This is a genomic window from Sphingobacterium sp. UBA5996, assembly GCF_002429765.1.
Taxonomy (GTDB): Bacteria; Bacteroidota; Bacteroidia; order Sphingobacteriales; family Sphingobacteriaceae; genus Sphingobacterium.
Window position 1 is genome coordinate 1 of the sequence record NZ_DJAS01000021.1, and the last position, 21,012, is coordinate 21,012.

Sequence of the window (21,012 nt, forward strand, 5' to 3'; positions counted from 1 at the left end):
TACTTGGTAGGATGGATACGATCTGACAAACACATCTTCCTCTGTCTGAATAGAAATATGTTTGTACTGTGCCTCGGGCTCATTTAGCACGAATGATTGTACTTCATGGTAAAAGCCGTCATTCAATTCCTTATGCCGATAGTATGCTACACGCTCATGTACAAAGTAAGCTGAAAGTAGCTGATCACGGACTGCGGCGCGGTTTAATGGATCACTGAGCAACACGGCAAGCTTATAGTCAAACGCACCGTAGGCCACCACTTCAGCGAGTGTCTTGACACTTTTGATATGCGCATTGATCTGAGATCCGGGATTTGGGTATAAAAACCAAAAGTTTTGCCCTGCTGCCTTGTCAGACTGCAGATAATAGAATGGCTGTGTAAAGTCTGGCTGATGGCCAGTCCGCACCAGCAGGCGCCAGTTTTCCTGAAACAATCCCACAAGATCGACATTGACTTCGAAACGGTTGTTAAGTACAATACTCTTTTCGATCAGCTCAACCAAAGTCAAGAGCAAGATCGGCTTATGTGGGGCCAGTCCATATCTTGTATTGGCTCTTTTAATATGGGTAAAAGCGCTGAGGTATATATCTAGTTCGGAACTCATAAACGCAAAATAGGCAATCTTTTTAAATTTGCATCGCTTAAGAACAATGAAATCTGATCTCCAAGTTTGGATACCTACGTTTCATGGTTTCAACAGCAAATTCTCGATGCTCAAACTTTCCTTCATCCCATTTCCAATAAACTGGATATAGCTTTTCCTTGGGATCAATAAGTACGCGCCAAGCTTCGAAATGAGTGCCGAGAGTTTCTCTAAAGATTTCGATATGTTCTTTGAGTTCGGTCATATTGTCAAAGCATTTTATACTTTTTTCAAATAAAAGCCGCCCTTGTTAACCTTCAAGGGAAGCTGTTTTGGCTAGATGTCAATTTGGGTCGAATGTTAACCGGCTTTAAGCTTCGATCTACATCAAAGTTCGCAGGCATATTGGGAATTACAATTGTTCATTTCTTTAAGTTGTTCTTCAAAACACAACTTTCAACCTAATCTAATCTATCCGGAACGGCATTTGTGGCATTCACTTCAAATAACATCAATGAAAAATTTAAATGAAAAGTTCACACACTTCAGGTATAAGGAACATCCTGGAGATTTATTCCGTGGTACAGTGATTGTACCACTACCCGATCCTTATAAAGACCAGAAGAATTTTTGGATTTGGTTTCACCCTTGTTTTCAAACAAGTCAGGATGTAGCGGACTTAAATGATCTTTACAAGTATCTGGATGATGAATGGTTTGATGACGATGATGTAAAGGAAACTGACGACTATAAGTACTATAGCACAATGCCCAAGGATCAAATCCGAGATGAAATAAAATCGCTCGAACAGGTAATCTATCAGGATTGTTTCGAAAACTTTTATCATCTTATTTTGGAAGGAAAAATTGAATTGCTAACCAGCCGCCTCCAAAAGATTTATGTGAGATAGCTCACAATTAGCATTGGACCGCCGGGGGGTACGAAAAGCAAAAGCACCTTAGTAAACTAAGGTGCTAGCTAGCTGTCTTATATTTTAACCGACATATTAAAGTTATAAATAATCTTTATAAAAATGAATAGCTCAATAGCATATTTTTTACATCTTCCGCGCCAAAGGCCCATCTTTAGTGACCAGGCTAGACCAACCTGGACACGATCCTACGGTTAGCTTTGCGATCAATCTGGACGCTAAAAATATATTAGCCACTGTTTCTTCTCCAAAATCCCAGGTTACCTCGACAGGCGAACTCGCATCAAATGGTTCAAGATTCTCTTTGACAAACGCTGCAGAATTTAAAAATGGTAGATTTTCCCTTTTATGCCATTCAGGTTCGCTCGGAGTAGGAACGCTATTGTATAACCATATATCGCCAACTATTCTTTCGTCATTCAATAAGTATGGATAACAAAACTTATCGTCATCTTCGATAAGCACCGCGAATTCTGGATGATCATTTGATACATATTTTATTAAACTGCCCATTGGTTGTAGATTAATGACTCTCAGTTTATATCAAAAATATCAATTTCACTTTCCTCAAAAAAGTCCTCTAATTATTTTTCACCATTATTATTTAGAAAATCTGCCCTCTTGACCTCTTGGTCAGCCGTGATTAGTTTTATAAATATTGTTTTTTTAGCTAGCTAAATTAGAACACTTTACAATTCTTATTGAAGAAAAAAAATATTATTTTAGTATTATAAACTAATAATTTATAGCCATTTAAAAACCAATTATTATGAAAAAGATGATTTTCACATGTAGTATATTACTACTTTCTATCTTTGCCTACGGGCAAAATGCGATCTGGTTCACTTATGAGCCCATGCAGACTGATGCTGTCGGCAAGTCGTTTAATAAAAGGGTAAAGGACCAGGTATCAATATCCGGTGTGTTGAACTCTCCTAATATAAGGGTCAAGGATCAACCATCTGCAGGAAACAATAAAATGGAATTCGAAAGATCTGTGGCGTTTGGACTAAATTTTTTTGTTGGCGAATCCATAAAAAAAATTACAGTAGACGCACATAACGTAGTTAAAACAGATATAATTACTGAATGGGATAGCTTAAAAGCAGGTACATTTGTGTATAGTGCATTAAAAGCTGATAGTGCAAAGATAACATTAGAGAAAAAAACAAGTGCAAAATTAGAACCAGCAAAGGTATTAGAAGATATTGGAAAATTTTCGACTATAAGTACAACTAGTGCATTAAATATTATAAAATCTGTAGATAGTATAAACTTCGCAACTAAACATGTAATGTCTGCGGTAATTGCCAATCCCGAGGTGTATTATGTTATTCAAGTTGCCAGAATTTCTGAAAACTACGGTCCATCAGGCTATTATATAAACATGTTGGGAAAAAACGTTGATACATTAAGATTGAGTTCAAAAGTCAAAACCACCCAATTAAATTTCCCTAAGGTATCTAATAAGTTTAGAGAAACGTTAGGTACTATTAAAGTTGATTTGGTAAGGATGGTAAAGGATGATAAAGTAAAACTTATGGCGCGATTTAATGATAATAATAAAGCCGGGAACGATAAAACAGAAACTGTGGAAATTCCTATGTTTGATGATGAGAGTTGGAATAACTCAAGTTTTCTAATACACAAATATGTTCTTGGTAATATGGGCGTAAAAGAACTCTATCTAACAATTAAAGCGGATCTTGTTGGTTCCGATATTCTAATATCAGAGGCAACATTGACTTACCCAGAAAGGCGATTAGAAATATTAAAGAAGAATCAATTATGATAACATAAAATTTTGGTATTTTAAAGAAAAAAAAAGGGTGATAGTTCCTTAAAGCAAGAAGTCACTCAAAAATTTGAGTGACTTCTTATTAATCTCGCATTTGTCTAACTATTTTGCATCTTCTTCGCCAATGGTCCATCTTTAGTGACCAGACTAGACCAACCAGGGCTTGCGCCTGCGGTAAGTTTCGCGATCAACCGTTCGGATAAAAATATTTTAGCTACTATTTCTTCCCCAAAAGCCCAAGTGACTTCAACAGGCGACCAAGCGTCGAATGGATCAAGATTTTCTCCAACAAATTCCTCGGAATTTAAAAAGGGATGATTCTCCTCTATTTGCAATTCTGGCTCACTCGGAGTGGGCGCTACATTGTATAGCCAAACATGGGCAATAATATTTTCACCTTCTTTCCAAAGGTAAGCATAGCAAACCTTATCGTCATCTTCGATAAACACCGCGAACTCAGGGCGATCATCTGACACATATTTTGTTAAACTTCCCATTGGACATTGATTTAAAACAACGAAGTCTGCGCCGTATCACTTCCCAATGGCGGCAATCCCTCCCAATCAAATTGCTCATAACGGTGTTTACCATCGGGGCGGTTTGGATATCCTCTCAAGGTATACACTGGGTAATGCTTCAACTTTTCATTGGGCATTTCAAACAGGAAAATCGGTGGCATATCTTCTTCGTCTATATCCTCGATCCATTGACGCTCGAGGTCCTCCGGCAAGAACAAAGGCATACGATGTTTATTGGGCCCATCATTATGGATATTGGCCATCACCTCATTGGCTGCGCGCGTGAGCATACCAAACGATCCTACGCGTTCAACCAAACCATCTTCATCCACCGTTTCATGCCACTGATATAGACCTGGTAAATAGAATAGCTCTCTCCCCGCTTCGCCAATGAAATATGGCACTTTCTTTTTCCAACCCTTTACAGCTCTATGCTCAAAGGTACCACTCACTGGGATAAGGCAACGTTGCTTGCGCAAACGGTACCAATAGGACTTTTTATCTTCCAGGATACGCTCGCTACGCACATTGATCATATTGCGTCGACGATCGGCCTGCAGCTTGGGATCGTCAATATAGGTAGGCAATACTCCCCACTCCATCTCGGTCAACGCCAGCTGGCTTGAGTCCTTGTCCTTATACAGGATGGGATATTTGGGAAAGGTAATGGCCTGCACGTTTTCCAGATAGTCATAATTGTAATCCAATTGACGACGCTCATCTCGCAATTGCGGAAAAGTCTTTTTGATAATTTCAATATCGGTATGGAGGCTAATATCCCAGCACATAATGGTATCCCTTCTTGTTTGGCTTTGATACGAATATACACAATTTGTGCTGTAAATAAGGATTGCCCTACGACAAGAAAATGGCTGCTTTTTGGTTCGGACCGGATCTGATTACCGAAGGATCTCTATAGCAAATACTTTCTTTTGGGTCTGTCCATCGGTAATGGTAGCCACTACCCGACCATATTCTAGGGAGAATAAAATATCAATGGGATTTTTGCGCTGAAACCTGGTCTTGGTACGCAGGTAATTGACAATATTTTTCTCATAGAGCTTAAGCATACGCTTATCCCAGTTCTCCTCCTTGATGCGATTGAGAAAAATCCGATAGCCTGATCCTGTCGTTAACAAGCTTTCGATCTTATCGGCATCCTGCGGCAACTGCAAGGCTCTTCCCTCCTTTGCCCCCAGTTGACAGGCATGCTGATCGGCGCTTTCCTTATCATCATAAGGCGTAAGCAGAAAGCCTGTCTTTTCCTTGACATCGGGCCACTCAAAGCGCTGCAGCACAAAATCGGCATAGTCCGACTCGACGAGCTCGCGAAACGAACTTTTGGTGACTTGTTCAAAGGGATTGTACAGCATAGGACGAAGAAAGGATTTATAATCACAAAAAAGGCCGCCTGGATATTTTCCAGGCGGCCTTTAAATCTTATATTGTAATCTGTTTTATTTTCCTTTAGCCTTCTCTGCCTCGATCTGCTTTACAAACTCTACAGTGACCTCCGCTAATTCGGCAATTTCCGATATCGAAAACTTATTCGAAGACAAAAGATTTTTTATTACTTCCGCTTTTCCCATAACTTCTCCCTCTGCTTTTCCTTTAGCCTCTCCTTCGGCTATTCCTTCGGCTATTCCTTCAGCTCTTCCTTCAGCTCTTCCTTCAGCTCTTCCTTCAGCCATTGCTTTTTCCCGCGCTCGTCTCAATTGCTCCTCCTGACTACTTCGGATACTCTCGGCATCCCATTTATTCCTTAAACTTACGTTGTACATCTCTCGTTCCTCCGGTTTTAGTTTGCTATACTCTGCTAACTGAAATAACTTCTCAAAAATAGGCTTACGCAAATAAGTGGAGAGTCCATTTAGCGAAGACATATTTTTGAGTACATAAAGCCAACGATCTAAATCATTAACTAACTCTGCCTCAGCTTTAACAAAGTTAACCAATTCTACGTATATAAACCCTAAATCGTCATAAAATATTTTACCATGATCTCGATAACATAAACAAATATCGTGTAAAAAATACTTCTCCTCCCCCGCATCAGGCATTGCAAATCCATCCATCAATACAATGATATAGACTTCGCTAATTGCATAATTCCAAGCCCTTCGGTTGCCTTTAGGTGCCTGATCGGAAATTAATTTACTACTGTAGTAGAGCATGCGCTTTTTCAAATTAACCTGCGACGTGCGCTGCACTTCAATAATAAACCGTTCCCCATTGTCTGCCGTACAGGTCAGATCAAAAATAACGGTACCGATATCCGCTGTATCACCGACATGTTCATTTTTGTTATAATACAGGTCAGCAATAACCTTGCGACCTCTAAAGAGCTCGTTTAAGAAAGCGATGAGAAGATCCTTATTAGTATCTGATCCGAAAACTTTTTTAAAGCCATAATCTGTCGTGATATCGATATATTTCGACTGTTTTAATTCACTCATAATACATTGTTTTTAAATTGGTTAACAATGCAAATATAAGTAAATAAATACATTATTACTAATATTTTTAGCACAAAATATTATGCTATTTTAAGATTATAAAAGAACAGTTAGCTAATCAGAATTCAGATCTTATCTATTAATCCGACGGGAATTTGCCCGACTACTTTTCGTTCCGGTATGTGGGAAGTTTAAAGCTAAACCTGTCAATCAAAGATTCCACGAATAGATTCCACAGATCATGATTTAATTGAATGGGTAAAATTCAGTGGTCTACAAAACTGGAAGCTGGCTCCCGCAGACATTCCAATTGCGAACGAGTTGATTGAAAAAGCTTACAGGGAGCAAGCTGCACTTATTGTCTCTGAATATATTCAGGCTTCGTACAACCGAAAAAGGCAACATGCTGCCTTAGAATACTTACCTCCAGAGGAGTTTGCTAGAAAAGTAAATAAACAAAATATTGCAGCTTAACTAGGTATCCATTTTATTGTTGCAATTCCACAGTGATCCTTATTTAACCTTGATATCTCCTTTTGAAAAATTGGTATATTTTGAGATACAATAGCCCATAATGAATTATCAATCTTAAATCTGGAGAAAGCAAATGAAAATTTCGTTGGATTTAAACCGTAAACGACTATTTACTGCGAAAATCAGTAATCGTTCGAAGAATTTAAAAAAGTTAAAAATACAAAATGTTAAGATCAAGTCTACAACGGATAATTTCCTGCCACAGCTACAGTTAATTAAACTTATATTCGAGTAATAATTAGTTTAACCTCCTTTAAGTTTATGAATTTACTAAAAATAGGAATATCAAATTTCTTCATAATTAGGACAATCTCAACTATCTTCCTTGTTGCAACTATAAAATTGGAAGCAGTGTCTCAAAGTCAATTTAAGGATCAGGGAAAAGGCAAAATTATACTTAAATGGTATTTAACGCCACTCGACAACCCGCAGGTTAACGAATTATATTTGCAATATGTATATTATATAAAGAGTAACTTAGTATTGCAGAAAGATACAATATATAACGAAAATATCATTAAAGACAATTTAATCAATCAAGGTGAATTAAAAGTCAAAGTTACTAATCCAGATTATATTATAAATCTAACTAAAAAACTTGTAAGAAGTGATTTAAAAGAAGCCCCCAATAAGATGAAAGATGTCGCTCTTTTAAATTTCGGCCCTGAATTGTTTTATAAAGCGTTGATATCTCCCCCTGATGTAACTCAGATTGATACAACATCTCATATAGCAACATATACTATCGCCGGTTTAGAATGCTTTAAAGGAAGTGCAAATTTAATGAACTCAAATTTCGAGTTTTTCTACACAAAATCAAGAACGAACGTATTATCTCCCCTAAACAGTTTCATTCCCAATGTCCCATTCCAAATTCTTAGGATTAAGATTCCGCTCGACAATAATCCGAATGCTATATCAGACTTTATTGTTGAAAGCATTTGCGAGGAAATTCCTAAAGATATCGAGGATTTAATTACATGGTAAATGATCATTATTCACTTAACTAAATTAAAATGAGAACAAAAAATGTATTACTGACAGCAATTTCGCTCTCGCTATTAATGGCGTGTAAAAAGAACGAAAAATTAGATCCTGAACTCGATTATGGTACCTAACGTTAGCCAATAACATTAGCATGGCCTAAACAACTTAAACAAACCACGAAATAATTGGGCTATTTATAAAAAAAAGGATTAAATTGGACTTTAACTTATACCATTGAAACTTATCATTAAATTTATGAAATGTATTTTTTTAATCATCTTCTGTTTTATCTCATTTATAGGATATTCTCAGAAGAATTCCCTATCTGTAGGTGCAAATAGTGACTTGTTACTGGAATCGCCTGCCTATGATTTGTATTATGGCTTTCAAGTTAAATATGGTCTTAAGAACAGAAATTATATTTTAGGGAATGTTGGATACAGTACGGCAAACATTACATTTATTGGTGCTGATTATGGTTATGACCTGATCAATTTTAGCAATATCTTCAAAGCTTATACAAATGCAGGGGTTGGGGCAGAATTTTACAGCGAGAAATGGAAACAGTCGGGAACGAGAGTTAAGGAAACTTACATACCATTAAACGTTCAAATTGGTATGGAACTCGCTATTGCAAAAAAACTGCAGATTTATACTGGCTATAAAGCGAAATATTATATTGATGAAGACGTGTTTGATCCCAATTATTTGAATTTTGGCGCACGATATAAATTAAGGTAGAAGTCAGTGATCTACTAAACTGGAAGCTGGCTCCTGCAGATATTCCAATTGCCAAGGAGTTGATTAAAAAAATTAAGGACTGAAAATAATAAAGAATTTCAGGACTAACCGCAGAAAAGATTATGGATAAAAAACTTGGTCTTAAAATAAAAGTCAATGGCAATCCAGTCACAAAGGCCGGATTGGACACAGATGACTATGTATTAATTGGCAATGTAACCCTTACGGAGCGATATAACGGAAGTAAGGACTTTACACTTAATGTAAGTGGAATGGATGGTGAGCAGAACGACCATCTCTATTGGTACGGAACCGAACTTAAAGCGGGTGATGCAATTACTTTTGAAGTGATTGAAGCTCCTTTTGACGAACCCAAAATGAGAACCAAAAGTGCTATAGACCAGAAAGTCATGATAAAAAACAAACTGGAAAAATACTATCATCTGAAAGAAAGACTAAAAGACCACATCAAATAAGTTTATGGACAATTTAGGTATCAATATCAAAATAAACGGCGAACAGATTACAAAAGCAGGATTTAACAAAGCTCACTACGTATTGCATGCGATGGCTGCTCTTGCACGTAGAGGAGGTAGCAATGACGCATTTGGGTTCCGTGTGGGCGGCCTAGATTCGGATGCAGAAAGTCATGTTGAATGGTTAAATACAATACTTCATCTGGGTGACATAGTCACTTTGGAAATTGTAAAAGGCCCATTTGACCCTTCGGAGCCTCACCAACCTCCAGTTGTTTCGGAAGAAGACCAGCTAAAGCATGAGTTAACATTATTCTATCGTTTGGAAGAAGAATTGAAAGATCATATTAAAGAATAAAACCCTAGATCAAACTGCAGTGAGACATTTAGAATAACAAAGCACAATGAAACCCTTTTTATTAATAGTATTTGCCATTATCTTCAATTTTAAAGCTAGTTACGCTTAGAAAGATCCTGAGCTTAGCGTTGCATTGTCTAAAATAAGCGCAGCCTCGACTCTTAACAACACACTTGCCACTTTAAACTTAACCTCGCCAAGGCTGATTAAAGCAATGGGCGGAAAAGAAAATGCCTTAAAGCGTTTTAAGAAAAGTATGGAAGAAATACATAAAGATAACGTCAAAATAGATTCGGTAATCAACTATACCGATAGGGAAATTACCAAATTAAAAAATATTGAGTACTGCTTCTTTCCACAATTGATTATCTTCGGAATACCAGACAGTACAAAAAAAATGATTAGTTACTCGACTTTGATGGCAATCAAAGAACCAGCTGTCAAAGGTTGGACTTTTTTGGATTACAGTGGGCTGAGTGACGAAAAACTAAACTTTGGAAGGGGAGTTATTAGATGAACTGGTCGTATGTTTTTAAGCATTGGGGAACTACAATATTAATAACACCAATCATCCTTTCAACTTATATGGGGTTTGAGAACCAAGAAGTATTCAATGATATGTGGCTTTTCCCTTGGATATTGATAGGCGGAATCGTATTATCTCTCCCTACATTAATAGTATATATATTACTATTCTATCTATTGAATCGCTACGAGATTAGTGTCAAAAGGGTAAAGGCGATTTTAATTTCACTTACCATTATGGGTATTTTTACCACCTGCTATATTTTATCAAAAACGTGGAGCTTAGGAATTGTATTATCTTACGGCGTTATCGCTGTAGTTTCCGGAATGTTACTTAGGCTTAAAAAAAGATAATTTAGATATCTCCCTCAGCTTTATCAGACTGCAGATGATTTCGCAACAGATCATACTTATAACTATAATCTGATTCGATTTCCGTGAACATTTTGTTGTAGGGTATCATTATTTGTTCCACGTCCTCATCGGTAAGATCGAGAATGGGAGTTCCACCTGGCTGATAAAGTGGATAATTTTTGATGTTGCCATATCCCTTCATAAAGTCTTCCGTAAACACGCAGAAAGCGCCCGTGGGCTGTATGTTTTCAGGCGTCCAGTTGTACGGAATCTGCGGATTGGCAAACATCAACATGTTCTGCTTTACGTAGTAGGTGTGATCGGCATATTCAACGATATGAGGCCCTCGGATCAAGGCGACTTTATAATAATCTTTGCGGCTGTAGGGCATCGGAAATGCAGGTGCAGGACCGGTATAGTCCTGCATCGAAAACACATTGAAGTGCCCTGTTTTCTTAAAAATTTCACTGGGTAGTATCCCTAACTTTTCTCTATAAAAAGTTTCCAGCGATTCATTTTCGTTCTTCATTGTAAAATTAAAATCTCAGCATTATGCCATCGCACCATTCGCGCCTATGATTTGCCCGGAAACCCATTTGGAATCCTCGCTCACCATATTGACGATGAAGTTAGCGATATCTTCAGGCTGTCCCAATCTTCCAAAAGCACTGCTGGCCGCTAATCTTGCCACACCCTCTTCCGATTTTCCATCCAGAAAAAGTTCCGTCTCGGTAGGTCCCGGTGCGACCGCATTCACGTTAATACCACGGCTGCCCATTTCTTTCGCAAAGATTCTGGTAAACTGTTCCACAGCCCCTTTTGTTGCACAATAAGTGCCGTAACCAGGGAAAAGTGTACGGGTAACTGTAGAAGTTAGGTTGACAATGCTTCCGCCATCGTGCAATTTCGTAGCCGCCTGACGGAGGGTGTTAAAAACGCCTTTCACATTAATGTTAAACATCTGATCAAAATCTTCGGTCGACGTTTGTGCGATAGGTTTGGTCATCATAATGCCAGCATTATTGATGAGTATGTCCAATTTACCGAAAGCTGCAATGGCTTCATTAAAAAGATTTTCCACTTCGGCTTCTTTGCTTACATCTGCTTTTAAAGCAATCGCTTCGGCACCGCTGGATTTAATTTTCTCAACAATTTCGTCTGCAGCATTTTTGCTTCCATTATAATTCACGATCACTTTTGCTCCGTTTTCTGCCAAGGCTATTGCGGTAACTGCTCCGATTCCTCTGGATGATCCTGTCACTAAGGCGACTTTTCCATTTAGTCTTTTCATAATATTTCTCTTAATATCCATGCAAAGGTAACTTTAATTAAATTTAGAAAATAGGCGAATTCAAACAGTAGTGGGTAAGAATCAAGCACCTCTCAAGTTTAGCATACTTTTAATTTCAGCAAGTTTTGCTCTTTCCTCAGCCCTCTGTTTTTTCGCCATATTCTTTTACGACATGTAATCAAAGAAAAAATTTCCTTGTGAGTTTCTGTAAGCAAATATTCTACAATGGATTGCCATCAGGTTATTGTACGCCTAAACCAAACGTCGGAGGTCGCTATCTTCAATAAAACGTTTCTGATCTGCCAAAACAAGAAATCGGCTATAGATACTTTCAAAATGTTCAGCAGGGAAATCTATTTTCATATTTTTTAATCGATCTTTCAATGCGGCACGTCCACTCCTTGCCGATAAAAACAATTCAGGCAACTTTCCTCCTATGATTTGGGGATCAATAATTTCATAGTTTCTACGGTCTTTCAATACGCCATCCTGGTGGATGCCGGAAGAATGCGCGAAAGCATTTTTGCCGACAATGGCCTTATTGGCCTGTACAGGATTTGACATTGCCCGTTCTACCATACTACTTAATTCTACAATATATTTTGGATCAATTCCGGTTGCAATACCTAGATTTTCCTTTACAATGAGTGTCAAAATAATTTCTTCCAAGGCAGCATTTCCCGCACGTTCTCCCACACCATTAATCGTTCCTTCCACCTGAAGCGCACCTGCCATTAACCCAGCTATACTATTCGCTGTAGCCATACCTAGATCATTATGACAGTGGACAGAAAGAATTGCGTTCTCTTTTTCCCTTCTATTCTGGTTTACATAGGCTATCTTTTCAAAGTACTCAAAGGGTGTACAAAAACCATTGGTATCAGGAAGATTTACAACTTTTGCGCCCGCTTCAACCACCGTATTGGTCATTTGAACCAAAAAATCGTTGTCAGCGCGGCCAGCATCTTCAGCAAAAAATTGTACTTCATCACATTTATCAGAAGCATAGGCCACCATCTCATACGCTTTTGCCAAGATTACCTCACGAGTGGTATTAAACTTATGTTTAATATGAATGTCCGATGTTCCAATTCCGAGCTGAATCCGTGCCACCTTGGCGGTACTCAAGGCCAAAGAGGCCTCTTCAATATCTTTCCTATTGGCCCTAGCTAATGCACAGACGGTTGCCCTTTTCACCAGTTTACAAACCGCTGTGACTGCCTTAAAATCTCCAGGTGAACTTATTGGAAACCCTGCTTCTATCACATCTACCCCCATTGCATCGAGTTTTTCAGCAATTTCTAATTTATCATTCAGTGTCAATTGGCAGCCCGGCCCCTGTTCTCCATCACGTAAAGTAGTATCAAAAATCTTAACTTTTTTCATATTCAACTTATTTCTATAGCTCAAAAGTACCAGAACTATAAAATTTAATATATTTGAAAATAAAACAATTGTTATTCAATAATGCCAAAATCCACCATCCCGTTCGTTCAATGTGCCAAGATCTTCTGCGATGGCACAATTGAATTACGTAACTATGGACAATTCAATACAGAAATGCATGCTCATGAACAAGTACAGGTACTTAGCCCAACAAATGGTACCCTCTTTATCTATACAGAAAAAGCCAGCTTCTGTGTACCGAGTACTTTCTTTGTATATATTCCAGCACATGTCCCGCACAAACTCATTTCCCGCTCCCAGCAACTGTCACTAAAAACCATTTTTGTCGATATGAAAAATATGCACGACGACGTTAAGGTGTATCCATCAAATGAATTGTTGAATCATTTTTTGCTTTTTGGCCAACAACATTGGAAGCTGAAAGACCATGACACGTTGACCGCATCCACCTTAGAGGCCTTTAAGTCTATGCTCCCCATACTATTGGCAAAACCGATCCTGTTGCAAATTACGCCTGCAAAAAGTGAATTGATGATACAGGTATGCACGTATATCCTCCAACATCTCGACAATAAATTGTCAATCCCTGAGATTAGCGCTAATTTTTTTCTTTCGGAGCGGACACTTTTTAGACAGTTTAAGAAAGAAATGCAGATCACCATATTCCAGTTTATAAAACAACATCGCCTTCTAAAGGCGCTTCAATTATTGGAAAATAAGGATATGCATATCGCTGAGATTGTTTATCAAATTGGGTATGAAAGTGTACCGAACTTTTCCAATCTATTCAAGGAATATTTTGGACTATCACCTCAGCAGTATCGCGCGAGACTATAACATAATCTCATAGAATATATTTTATAGCTGCTTCTAATTCGTTTTGTGAAAACGTCACATCTTTTGCGCCAAAGGCCCATCTTTAGTGACCAGACTTAACCAACCCGGGCTGGATCCATCGGTAATCGTAGCCACTACCCGGCCATATGCTAAGAATAGGAGGTAGATGAGATTTTTGCGTTGAAACTTGGTTTTGGTACGTAGGTAATGGGCAATATTTTTTTCGTAGAGCTTGAGCATACGCTTATCCCAGTTCTCTTCCTTGATAGGATTGTGGAAGATCCGATAGCCTGATGCTGTTGTTAACAAGCGTTCGATTTTATCGGCGTCTTGCGGCAGCTGCAAGGCTCTTCCCTCCTTTGCTCCCAGTCTGAATCCCACAACTAAATCTTACCTATTACTTCCTCAAAATCAGCTTTAATAAATTCCCAATATTTACCTTTTAAACACACAGGATCAAAGTCATTATCAGCATTTTCAAAATTGATTAAGTTAATCAAGATCGTTTTCTCATCGTGAGAAAACGGATATCGCTCTTCATGTAATGCAACCATTTGTGAAATCGAATACTTATCTAATAACTCGTGTAAATCCCAAAAATCTTTTTTACGTCCTCCTCGCTGAATCACATCGAGCTTCATGGCAATAATTTCTTCGATTGAGGCTAAACGAATATTATCTTCTTCGATAAGTTCTTGAATGAACGGGTCTGCATAGAAAACGTCCAATTTAACGCTGTTGTTTTTATCATTTCCAATCGTATAAGACTTTCCCATAGCGGGAGCAATATTGGACAAGTGATCGACATACGAAAAAGTATCTTTCAAGTAATTGTCAATTGACTCAAAGTCTAAACTACCATATGGAACATCCGAGAAAAGATCAATATCGACAGATTACCTATGGCCTAAATGCAAGCTTAAAGCGGTTCCCCCAACCAATCGAAAAGTTGAAAAAATATCCGCTTTCATTAGTGTTAATAGTGTATCTCTTAATAGGTGATTAACAGTATTATAATATAACATAATTATTTGCGCTAATGTTTATGCAACAACATTGGAACTGTTGTTGGTTCAGATAAAGCCTGCTGAACTTGCTCCTTGCCATAAAACCTTAGTATCTCATTTTTCTCTTCTTGATTTCCCCTTTCGAAAATACGATGAATTACGGCTTTAGCCTGTTTTTCCCAATCTATTTTATTGACATCAGTGTCCCAAAAAAGAACTTTTCGCAAAGTAGTCAAATCTGGCTTGTTTATACTTCCAATCTTTATTTTAGCATTTTTTATTTCATAAAAAGTTTGTAACAACGCAAAAGTCCCTTCTTCAATTCCTAGTGCCTGGTCAACTTTCAATGATAAAGGTACTGGAATGCCGCGTTTACCTTTTATGATTGCATTGAATATTTGTCTTTGTGTATCTATAGAGCGGGCAAATGGACTTGGCTTAATCGCACGCCTTTTAAGCTCTCTTTCTAAGATAAGCCCTGGATGAATTCCTTTAAAACGTTCCATACTTTTTTCCATAATACAAATGTAATCAAAATTGATTACACACTTACAGCTACACATAAAAATTCTTTAATGATATGACTCAGAAGTTCATTATTCACTCCGCGGATCGGGCTTTAGCGGCATCTTGGCACAGCGTATCACCTCGATAGATGGACAGCCATATTCGACAACAACTTTACCTTCGATCAAATAGATTCCTGCACCAAGGAGCGGATATTTCACCAGTGTTTGTGGAAAGTGTACCGTATCAAAAAAGCGTCCCTCGGCATCGAGGAAAGTGCCGAATTTCATTAGGTCGCCGCGCTTGGTCTTGACAAATTTTTCACAGACAAAGTCCCCCACTATCCGAATTATTTTACCTTCATGCAGATAGAGTTCCCGGGCCGGCATATCGCCACGGTAATCGCTTTTGGCAAGATCAAAAAGGGTTCCTGTGACGCAAAAGCCGATCAGCTCCATCTCGTCGTAATAATCCTCCAGGATATCTTCTTCCAAAGGTGGCAGTATAGGCTTGCGACTCTCGGTCTCAAACAGTGCTATACCCGCTGCCACAGGCTTATGCTTGCTCATCATCAGATGTGCCGCCCACAGCAGTTGCTTTTTGCCCGTCCCCGTAAAGCGCAAGGCTCCAACGCGGATCAGGATAACGACCTGCTCAATACCGGTCTGTGTCCGTTTAACAAAGTTCTCCAGACTCGTATACGTGCCATTGGCTTCGCGCTCCTCAATAATGCGATGGGCCAGTTTACCTTCCAAATTGAGCAGGCAGTCAAAACCGAGGTAAATATCTTTACCCCGAATGGAGGTATTAAATACCGACTGATTGACACAGGGCAGGCAGATATTGCCACCTGAAATTCGGGCCTCATTGACATAGACCTTACGGTTGTAAAAGCCACCATAATTGTTGAGAACCGCAACCATAAACTCCAAAGGATAGTAGGTCTTGAGGAAAAGACTCTGATAACTCTCTACTGCAAAGGATGCTGAATGCGCCTTGTTGAAGGAATAGCCCGCAAAGCTTTCCATCTGCCGCCAGATCTCGCGGCTGGTTTTTTCGGGGTACCCCTTGGCCTTACAGTTTGAAAAGAACTTATCCTCAATTTCGGTCAGGTGATCTTTGCTCCGGTATTTGCCCGACATCATCCGCCGCAGCACATCGGCATCGGCCATATCGAGTCCACCATAGGCATTGGCAATTTTCATTACATCTTCCTGATAGACCATTACGCCATAGGTCTCTTCGAGCTGCTCTTTAAATACAGGGTGTGGATAGACGACCGTCGCGGGGTCGTGATGCCGACGGATGTACTCGCTCATCATGCCCGAACTGGCTACACCTGGCCGAATAATGGATGAGGCAGCCACCAAAGTCAGGTAATCATCGCAACGCAGCTTGGTGAGCAGCTGCCGCATGGCCGGACTCTCGATATAGAAACAGCCGATGGTATTGGCCGATTTTAATTGCGCTGCAATATGGGCATCCTGAAAGAAACGCTTGGGATTGTCGGTATCGATGACGACCCCCAAGTTTTCCCGCACAATGGTACGGCAATCTTTGATATGGCCGATGCCGCGCTGCGAAAGGATATCAAACTTCTCGAAGCCGATATCTTCGGCCACATACATATCAAATTGCACGGTCGGCAACCCTTTTGGCGGATTGTCCATCGCCGAATAAAAGGTCAATGGTTCCTCGGAGATGAGCACGCCGCTGGCATGGATGGTGCGCTGGTTGGGAAAGTCGGCCATGCGGTTGTAGACGCTCAGAATGGTATTGGTCACCTCATTCTTGTTGAGCATATGCTCGGGCTCATGCACCAAGCGGTCGATCTCGGCCTTGGGTAGTCCATACACTTTACCCAGCTCGCGCAAGATACTCCGCGAACGAAACGTACTCATAGCGCCCATAAGTGCGGTATGACCTGTCTGATAACGATTAAAAATAAAATCATAAATCTCATCACGTTCGTTCCAGCTGAAATCGATATCAAAGTCTGGCGGACTCTTGCGCTTGGGGTTAAGAAAACGCTCAAAAGGTAGGTTGAGCGCAATGGGATCAACATCGGTTATCCCCAAGCAATAAGCCACTGCAGAATTGGCTCCCGATCCACGGCCTACATAGTGAAAATTGCGCCCTCGTGCATAGCGGCAGATCTCGTCGGTGATGAGGAAATAACTGGAGAAACGCAAGTTTTCGATAATCTCAAGCTCGCGCTGAATGCGTTCGGTGGCCACCCGGTCCTGACGACCATAGCGCCTGGAGAAGCCGTCTATGCAGTATTTGTGCAGGAGTTGCTTATCGTTGTAGCGATTGCCCGTAAAGGTTTCTTTATTCTTGACGCTGGTAAAATCAAAACTGAAAGAACACTGGCCCAGTATGCGGTTTGTATTGGCGAGCAGCTGCGGCAGATCCGAAAATAACCGCATCAGCTTAACCCGGGGGATAAATACCTCGTCCTCGGCTGCAGTCTGATCCGGGCTCAGTTGCGAAATCAGCAGGTTGTTGTCAATGGCCCTTAATTGCCGATGTAAGGTATAGTCGTCCTGACGAAAACTCACTGGTGCCAGGATAACACAGCGGTCAAGCACCTTTCGGTCCATCAACTGGACACGTGTACGCTCAATGGGTCTGATGCCAATGTATTCGTAGTCCTTTAGCGGAAAAGCATTGAGTTTGCTAAGGGGATAGATGACAAAGACCTGTTCGAATTCGGGTGCACGCTCGGGTACAGCACGGTTTTCCATATTAAGCTTGGTCCGATAGTCATTGATCTCCCGAAAGCCCTTTTCGTTCTTGGCGATGGCGACGAAACAAAGTTGATCGTCGTGGCGAAACTCCATGCCGGCGAGCAGGTTCAATCCTGCGGCCCGCCCCAGCTTAATAAAGTCAAGCGAACCGGAACTGTTATTGATATCGGTAAGTACGGCGGTATCATAACCGCCAGCAAGCATGCCCGAGATAAGATCCTGCAGGCTGAGCGTGCCAAAGCGCAGGCTATAGTAACTATGTAGATTTAAGAGCATGATCCCCTCCTTTCTCCGGCAGCGGCGCACAGATGGCCTTCATCAGAAATTCGGCGCCATAGCGTTTTCGGATCTTGTCCATGGCCTGCATCAGATTGACCTCCTCGGCGCTATCGTCGAAGAGGTCGGTCTGATAGGATCCGTAAATTAAACCCGAGAACTTAATCCCGATAAGGCGTATCAGCATCCTGCGGCTATACAGTTTCTTGAAGAGTGAAAGCACCACATCGGTAAGCTTTCGATCCGAATTGGTATAACCGATCTGCAACTGCTGCGTATGGGTATCAAAGTTGCTGTAACGGATCTTGAGGGTGACACAGCTGGTCAGCTTCTGCTCTTTGCGCAGATCAAAGGCCAGTGTATCGACCATACCGATCAGGGTGCGGCGGAGTACATCCATATCGATCGTATCCTGCTGAAAGGTATTTTCTTTGGACATGGACTTTTGCTCCCGAAAAGGTACCACCAGGGAATCATCGAGACCATTGGCTTTGCGCCAGATATTGATCCCGTTTTCCCCGAGGACCTTTTGCATGGTGAACACCTCCATCTGCTGCAAGGTACCGATCTTAGAAATTCCCATATTCCGGAGTAAGGTAAAGGACTTCTCGCCTACCATTGGGATTTTGCGGATGGATAGCGGTGCGAGGAAGCCTTTTTCGGTACCATGCTGCACCTGCTTTTCGCCGCAGGGTTTGGCCGTGCCTGTAGCAATCTTAGAAACTGTTTTGTTGACCGACAGGCCAAAACTGATGGGAAGTCCAGTTTCCTTGATAATGCGCTGGCGGAGCTCCTGTGTCCATTTCCAACAACCAAAAAAACGGTCCATACCGGAGACATCTAGATAATGCTCGTCTATACTGGCTTTTTCGACAATGGGCGTGTCTTCTTCAATGATTTGCGTGACGATGCCGGAATAGTGACTATAGCGATCGTGATCGCCCCGTACGACTACTGCTTCGGGACACATGCGCAGGGCCAGCCGCATCGGCATAGCGGAATGCACGCCAAACTTACGGGCTTCATAGGAACAAGAGGCAACTACCCCACGGTCACTGCTTCCTCCTATAAGCACAGGTACTCCGATGAGCTTGCTGTTCTGCAAGCGCTCGACAGATACAAAAAATGTATCAAGATCACAATGTACTATACTCCTCTCCATGTTTTTCAATTGTGCCAAAAGCACTTCATTGTGCGTTTTGATTTTTGGTAGTTGCTGCATTCAAAATTACTAATATTATTAGCAAACAACCAAGAGGGCACAATGGTTTAATTTTTATCACATTCATTGTCAGCGATATATTTTGCAACGCGATGTCAGCTTAAGCACGTTGGCGGATTTTCTGTTTATCATGAAACAGAATCTATGAACGAAAATACACGCAGCTATTTGAAGGGTGAGGGATTTAATCTTTAGCTTCTTTTTAACGTTTTTGTCGAAAAGCAAAATATATAATAATTACACTAATAAACATTAAAATGGATGCTAGAAAAAACGGAGCTCCTGAAAATTGAAATGGTGCTTTATCATGAGTGAAATAATAGAATAAGTTTGTCATAATTGGAGGTCCCAAAATAGCCGTAACACTCACTAAACTTGATAATGCCCCCTGCAGTTCACCTTGTTCATTTGCAGGAACATTTTTACTGATTATTGATTGAAGTGCCGGTCCGCAGATTCCACCTAAGGAATAAGGAACGAGAAAAACAAACATCATCCACCCTTGATTAGTAAATGCAAAAAGCATTAAACCTAATGCATAAAATAGCAACCCAAAATATACACTTTTATGTTCCCCTAATTTTGGCGTTGTCCACCTCATTAGAATGCCTTGTACTAAGCCAAGCAATAAGCCAAGCAAACCAAGCGATAGACCTACAGTTCTTTCCGTCCAATTAAATTTATACATAGTAAAAAAATGCCAATTGCTTTGTACAGCGTGGAGGGCAACATAGACCAAAATTAAAGCGATGACGAGATTGGATATTTTTGACTGTTTTCTCAAAAAATTAATTGTTCCAATAGGATTTGCACGTTTCCAGCTAAATGACCGACGTTTATCTTTTTCTAAACTTTCCGGTAGTATAAGCAGGCCGTAAAGAAAATTTACCATGCATAATATAGCAGCGAAATAAAAGGGAACTCTTGCGCCATAATGCCCAAGCAAACCACCTATTACAGGACCTATAATAAACCCTAATCCAAAAGCTGCGCCGATTAAGCCAAAATTTTTAGTTCTATCTTTATCGGTCGATATGTCAGCTATATATGCGCTAGCTGTTGAAATACTAGCCCCAGTAAGACCGGCAATGATTCTTCCAAAAAACAACCACCCAATAGAAGGCGCTAGTGCTAATAGTACGTAATCAATAGCAAATCCGAAAAGAGAAATTAAAATAATTGGGCGTCTCCCATACTTATCACTAAGATTACCCACTATAGGTGCAAATATAAATTGCGTAATGGCATACGCAAAACCAAGCCAACCTCCATATCTCGCAGCTTCACTTAGGTCATTATTGATAAGTTCTCCAATGAGTTTAGGAACTACGGGAAGTATAATTCCCCAACCTGTAATATCAATCAACAACGTTATAAATATAAATCCAATAGCTGCTTTTTTACCTGTTTTTTTCATCCTGTAAAATTAAACAGCGATAAATAGCAGGTATT

At 40.1% G+C, this 21,012-nt stretch carries 25 protein-coding genes; 9 read left to right on the forward strand and 16 right to left on the reverse strand.

What is annotated here, in order from left to right:
- Together B3E00_RS14980 and B3E00_RS14985 are read right to left on the reverse strand one after the other, a co-directional pair.
- Positions 1 to 606: hypothetical protein (locus tag B3E00_RS14980; protein WP_293939070.1), on the reverse strand; the 606-nt coding region annotated here is incomplete at its 3' end.
- 37 nt (positions 607 to 643) lie between these two features.
- Positions 644 to 850, reverse strand: coding sequence for a hypothetical protein (locus B3E00_RS14985; RefSeq protein ID WP_293939072.1), 207 nt, complete (start codon positions 848 to 850; stop codon positions 644 to 646).
- Positions 851 to 1,099: 249 nt separating this feature from the next.
- Here B3E00_RS14985 and B3E00_RS14990 point away from each other — a divergent pair, with 249 nt between their 5' ends.
- A complete protein-coding gene (locus B3E00_RS14990; RefSeq protein WP_293939073.1) occupies positions 1,100 to 1,495 on the forward strand; it encodes a hypothetical protein in 396 nt (131 codons plus the stop codon).
- A gap of 147 nt (positions 1,496 to 1,642) precedes the next feature.
- On the opposite strand, the gene B3E00_RS14995 is transcribed toward B3E00_RS14990, so the two are convergent.
- Positions 1,643 to 2,029: a hypothetical protein gene (locus B3E00_RS14995; protein ID WP_293939074.1), complete on the reverse strand. Its 387-nt coding sequence runs from the start codon at positions 2,027 to 2,029 to the stop codon at positions 1,643 to 1,645.
- A 256-nt stretch (positions 2,030 to 2,285) separates the two neighbouring features.
- On the opposite strand from B3E00_RS14995, the gene B3E00_RS15000 reads away from it, so the two are divergent.
- Positions 2,286 to 3,308: a hypothetical protein gene (locus tag B3E00_RS15000; protein ID WP_293939076.1), complete on the forward strand. Its 1,023-nt coding sequence runs from the start codon at positions 2,286 to 2,288 to the stop codon at positions 3,306 to 3,308.
- 104 nt (positions 3,309 to 3,412) lie between these two features.
- Here B3E00_RS15000 and B3E00_RS15005 read toward each other — a convergent pair whose 3' ends face one another.
- The 4 genes from B3E00_RS15005 to B3E00_RS15020 form a co-directional block, all read right to left on the reverse strand.
- A complete protein-coding gene (locus B3E00_RS15005) occupies positions 3,413 to 3,811 on the reverse strand; it encodes a hypothetical protein (protein ID WP_293939078.1) in 399 nt (132 codons plus the stop codon).
- 11 nt (positions 3,812 to 3,822) lie between these two features.
- Positions 3,823 to 4,620 (reverse strand): SOS response-associated peptidase, encoded by a 798-nt coding sequence (locus B3E00_RS15010; RefSeq protein ID WP_293939079.1) that lies wholly within the window; start codon positions 4,618 to 4,620, stop codon positions 3,823 to 3,825.
- A gap of 111 nt (positions 4,621 to 4,731) precedes the next feature.
- Entirely contained in the window at positions 4,732 to 5,205 is a 474-nt protein-coding gene (locus B3E00_RS15015; RefSeq protein WP_293939081.1) for a hypothetical protein, read from the reverse strand.
- An 84-nt stretch (positions 5,206 to 5,289) separates the two neighbouring features.
- Positions 5,290 to 6,288, reverse strand: coding sequence for an Rpn family recombination-promoting nuclease/putative transposase (locus tag B3E00_RS15020; protein ID WP_293939082.1), 999 nt, complete (start codon positions 6,286 to 6,288; stop codon positions 5,290 to 5,292).
- A gap of 321 nt (positions 6,289 to 6,609) precedes the next feature.
- Here B3E00_RS15020 and B3E00_RS22245 point away from each other — a divergent pair, with 321 nt between their 5' ends.
- The 6 genes from B3E00_RS22245 (at position 6,610) to B3E00_RS15045 (ending at position 9,901) form a co-directional block, all read left to right on the forward strand.
- Positions 6,610 to 6,762, forward strand: a complete 153-nt coding sequence (locus tag B3E00_RS22245; RefSeq protein WP_414712421.1) for an IS3 family transposase — start codon at positions 6,610 to 6,612, stop codon at positions 6,760 to 6,762.
- A 321-nt stretch (positions 6,763 to 7,083) separates the two neighbouring features.
- On the forward strand, positions 7,084 to 7,809 hold the full coding sequence (locus tag B3E00_RS15025; protein ID WP_293939083.1) for a hypothetical protein: 726 nt from the start codon (positions 7,084 to 7,086) through the stop codon (positions 7,807 to 7,809).
- Between the two features lie 255 nt (positions 7,810 to 8,064).
- The gene (locus B3E00_RS15030) at positions 8,065 to 8,550 is read left to right on the forward strand and encodes a hypothetical protein (RefSeq protein WP_293939085.1); all 486 of its coding nucleotides are present in this window, start codon (positions 8,065 to 8,067) and stop codon (positions 8,548 to 8,550) included.
- A 122-nt stretch (positions 8,551 to 8,672) separates the two neighbouring features.
- Positions 8,673 to 9,026 carry a hypothetical protein gene (locus B3E00_RS15035; RefSeq protein ID WP_293888486.1) on the forward strand — a complete coding sequence of 118 codons (354 nt, stop codon included), beginning with the start codon at positions 8,673 to 8,675 and terminating at the stop codon, positions 9,024 to 9,026.
- Between the two features lie 4 nt (positions 9,027 to 9,030).
- Positions 9,031 to 9,384: a hypothetical protein gene (locus tag B3E00_RS15040; protein WP_293939087.1), complete on the forward strand. Its 354-nt coding sequence runs from the start codon at positions 9,031 to 9,033 to the stop codon at positions 9,382 to 9,384.
- A gap of 214 nt (positions 9,385 to 9,598) precedes the next feature.
- Entirely contained in the window at positions 9,599 to 9,901 is a 303-nt protein-coding gene (locus B3E00_RS15045; protein ID WP_293939088.1) for a hypothetical protein, read from the forward strand.
- A gap of 363 nt (positions 9,902 to 10,264) precedes the next feature.
- Here B3E00_RS15045 and B3E00_RS15050 read toward each other — a convergent pair whose 3' ends face one another.
- The 3 genes from B3E00_RS15050 to B3E00_RS15060 all read right to left on the reverse strand — a co-directional run bounded on the left by B3E00_RS15050 (position 10,265) and on the right by B3E00_RS15060 (position 12,940).
- Positions 10,265 to 10,792, reverse strand: coding sequence for a hypothetical protein (locus B3E00_RS15050; protein WP_293939090.1), 528 nt, complete (start codon positions 10,790 to 10,792; stop codon positions 10,265 to 10,267).
- A 21-nt stretch (positions 10,793 to 10,813) separates the two neighbouring features.
- A complete protein-coding gene (locus tag B3E00_RS15055) occupies positions 10,814 to 11,554 on the reverse strand; it encodes an SDR family oxidoreductase (protein ID WP_209575300.1) in 741 nt (246 codons plus the stop codon).
- A 252-nt stretch (positions 11,555 to 11,806) separates the two neighbouring features.
- The gene (locus B3E00_RS15060; RefSeq protein ID WP_293939093.1) at positions 11,807 to 12,940 is read right to left on the reverse strand and encodes a 2-isopropylmalate synthase; all 1,134 of its coding nucleotides are present in this window, start codon (positions 12,938 to 12,940) and stop codon (positions 11,807 to 11,809) included.
- Positions 12,941 to 13,021: 81 nt separating this feature from the next.
- On the opposite strand from B3E00_RS15060, the gene B3E00_RS15065 reads away from it, so the two are divergent.
- Positions 13,022 to 13,798: a helix-turn-helix domain-containing protein gene (locus tag B3E00_RS15065; RefSeq protein WP_293939094.1), complete on the forward strand. Its 777-nt coding sequence runs from the start codon at positions 13,022 to 13,024 to the stop codon at positions 13,796 to 13,798.
- A gap of 54 nt (positions 13,799 to 13,852) precedes the next feature.
- Here B3E00_RS15065 and B3E00_RS15070 read toward each other — a convergent pair whose 3' ends face one another.
- The 6 genes from B3E00_RS15070 to B3E00_RS15095 all read right to left on the reverse strand — a co-directional run bounded on the left by B3E00_RS15070 (position 13,853) and on the right by B3E00_RS15095 (position 20,977).
- On the reverse strand, positions 13,853 to 14,179 hold the full coding sequence (locus tag B3E00_RS15070; protein ID WP_293939096.1) for a hypothetical protein: 327 nt from the start codon (positions 14,177 to 14,179) through the stop codon (positions 13,853 to 13,855).
- 2 nt (positions 14,180 to 14,181) lie between these two features.
- Positions 14,182 to 14,685 (reverse strand): nucleotidyl transferase AbiEii/AbiGii toxin family protein, encoded by a 504-nt coding sequence (locus B3E00_RS15075; protein WP_293939341.1) that lies wholly within the window; start codon positions 14,683 to 14,685, stop codon positions 14,182 to 14,184.
- A gap of 149 nt (positions 14,686 to 14,834) precedes the next feature.
- Positions 14,835 to 15,323, reverse strand: coding sequence for a helix-turn-helix transcriptional regulator (locus B3E00_RS15080; RefSeq protein ID WP_293939098.1), 489 nt, complete (start codon positions 15,321 to 15,323; stop codon positions 14,835 to 14,837).
- 78 nt (positions 15,324 to 15,401) lie between these two features.
- Complete coding sequence (locus tag B3E00_RS15085) at positions 15,402 to 18,338, reverse strand: DNA polymerase III subunit alpha (protein ID WP_293939100.1); 2,937 nt, start codon at positions 18,336 to 18,338, stop codon at positions 15,402 to 15,404.
- Positions 18,319 to 19,560 carry a DNA polymerase IV gene (gene dinB / locus B3E00_RS15090; RefSeq protein ID WP_293939102.1) on the reverse strand — a complete coding sequence of 414 codons (1,242 nt, stop codon included), beginning with the start codon at positions 19,558 to 19,560 and terminating at the stop codon, positions 18,319 to 18,321. Before dinB ends, B3E00_RS15085 begins: the two co-directional genes overlap by 20 nt.
- Positions 19,561 to 19,762: 202 nt before the next feature.
- Complete coding sequence (locus B3E00_RS15095) at positions 19,763 to 20,977, reverse strand: TCR/Tet family MFS transporter (RefSeq protein ID WP_209575316.1); 1,215 nt, start codon at positions 20,975 to 20,977, stop codon at positions 19,763 to 19,765.
- Positions 20,978 to 21,012: the final 35 nt, after the last annotated feature.

Coding starts and splice junctions, on each gene's coding strand:
- B3E00_RS14985 (WP_293939072.1), bottom strand. CDS start 850: ATGACCGAACTCAAAGAACATATCGAAATCTTTAGAGAAACTCTCGGC.
- B3E00_RS14990 (WP_293939073.1), top strand. CDS start 1,100: ATGAAAAATTTAAATGAAAAGTTCACACACTTCAGGTATAAGGAACAT.
- B3E00_RS14995 (WP_293939074.1), bottom strand. CDS start 2,029: ATGGGCAGTTTAATAAAATATGTATCAAATGATCATCCAGAATTCGCG.
- B3E00_RS15000 (WP_293939076.1), top strand. CDS start 2,286: ATGAAAAAGATGATTTTCACATGTAGTATATTACTACTTTCTATCTTT.
- B3E00_RS15005 (WP_293939078.1), bottom strand. CDS start 3,811: ATGGGAAGTTTAACAAAATATGTGTCAGATGATCGCCCTGAGTTCGCG.
- B3E00_RS15010 (WP_293939079.1), bottom strand. CDS start 4,620: ATGTGCTGGGATATTAGCCTCCATACCGATATTGAAATTATCAAAAAG.
- B3E00_RS15015 (WP_293939081.1), bottom strand. CDS start 5,205: ATGCTGTACAATCCCTTTGAACAAGTCACCAAAAGTTCGTTTCGCGAG.
- B3E00_RS15020 (WP_293939082.1), bottom strand. CDS start 6,288: ATGAGTGAATTAAAACAGTCGAAATATATCGATATCACGACAGATTAT.
- B3E00_RS15025 (WP_293939083.1), top strand. CDS start 7,084: ATGAATTTACTAAAAATAGGAATATCAAATTTCTTCATAATTAGGACA.
- B3E00_RS15030 (WP_293939085.1), top strand. CDS start 8,065: ATGAAATGTATTTTTTTAATCATCTTCTGTTTTATCTCATTTATAGGA.
- B3E00_RS15035 (WP_293888486.1), top strand. CDS start 8,673: ATGGATAAAAAACTTGGTCTTAAAATAAAAGTCAATGGCAATCCAGTC.
- B3E00_RS15040 (WP_293939087.1), top strand. CDS start 9,031: ATGGACAATTTAGGTATCAATATCAAAATAAACGGCGAACAGATTACA.
- B3E00_RS15045 (WP_293939088.1), top strand. CDS start 9,599: ATGGGCGGAAAAGAAAATGCCTTAAAGCGTTTTAAGAAAAGTATGGAA.
- B3E00_RS15050 (WP_293939090.1), bottom strand. CDS start 10,792: ATGAAGAACGAAAATGAATCGCTGGAAACTTTTTATAGAGAAAAGTTA.
- B3E00_RS15055 (WP_209575300.1), bottom strand. CDS start 11,554: ATGAAAAGACTAAATGGAAAAGTCGCCTTAGTGACAGGATCATCCAGA.
- B3E00_RS15060 (WP_293939093.1), bottom strand. CDS start 12,940: ATGAAAAAAGTTAAGATTTTTGATACTACTTTACGTGATGGAGAACAG.
- B3E00_RS15065 (WP_293939094.1), top strand. CDS start 13,022: ATGCCAAAATCCACCATCCCGTTCGTTCAATGTGCCAAGATCTTCTGC.
- B3E00_RS15080 (WP_293939098.1), bottom strand. CDS start 15,323: ATGGAAAAAAGTATGGAACGTTTTAAAGGAATTCATCCAGGGCTTATC.
- B3E00_RS15085 (WP_293939100.1), bottom strand. CDS start 18,338: ATGCTCTTAAATCTACATAGTTACTATAGCCTGCGCTTTGGCACGCTC.
- dinB (WP_293939102.1), bottom strand. CDS start 19,560: ATGCAGCAACTACCAAAAATCAAAACGCACAATGAAGTGCTTTTGGCA.
- B3E00_RS15095 (WP_209575316.1), bottom strand. CDS start 20,977: ATGAAAAAAACAGGTAAAAAAGCAGCTATTGGATTTATATTTATAACG.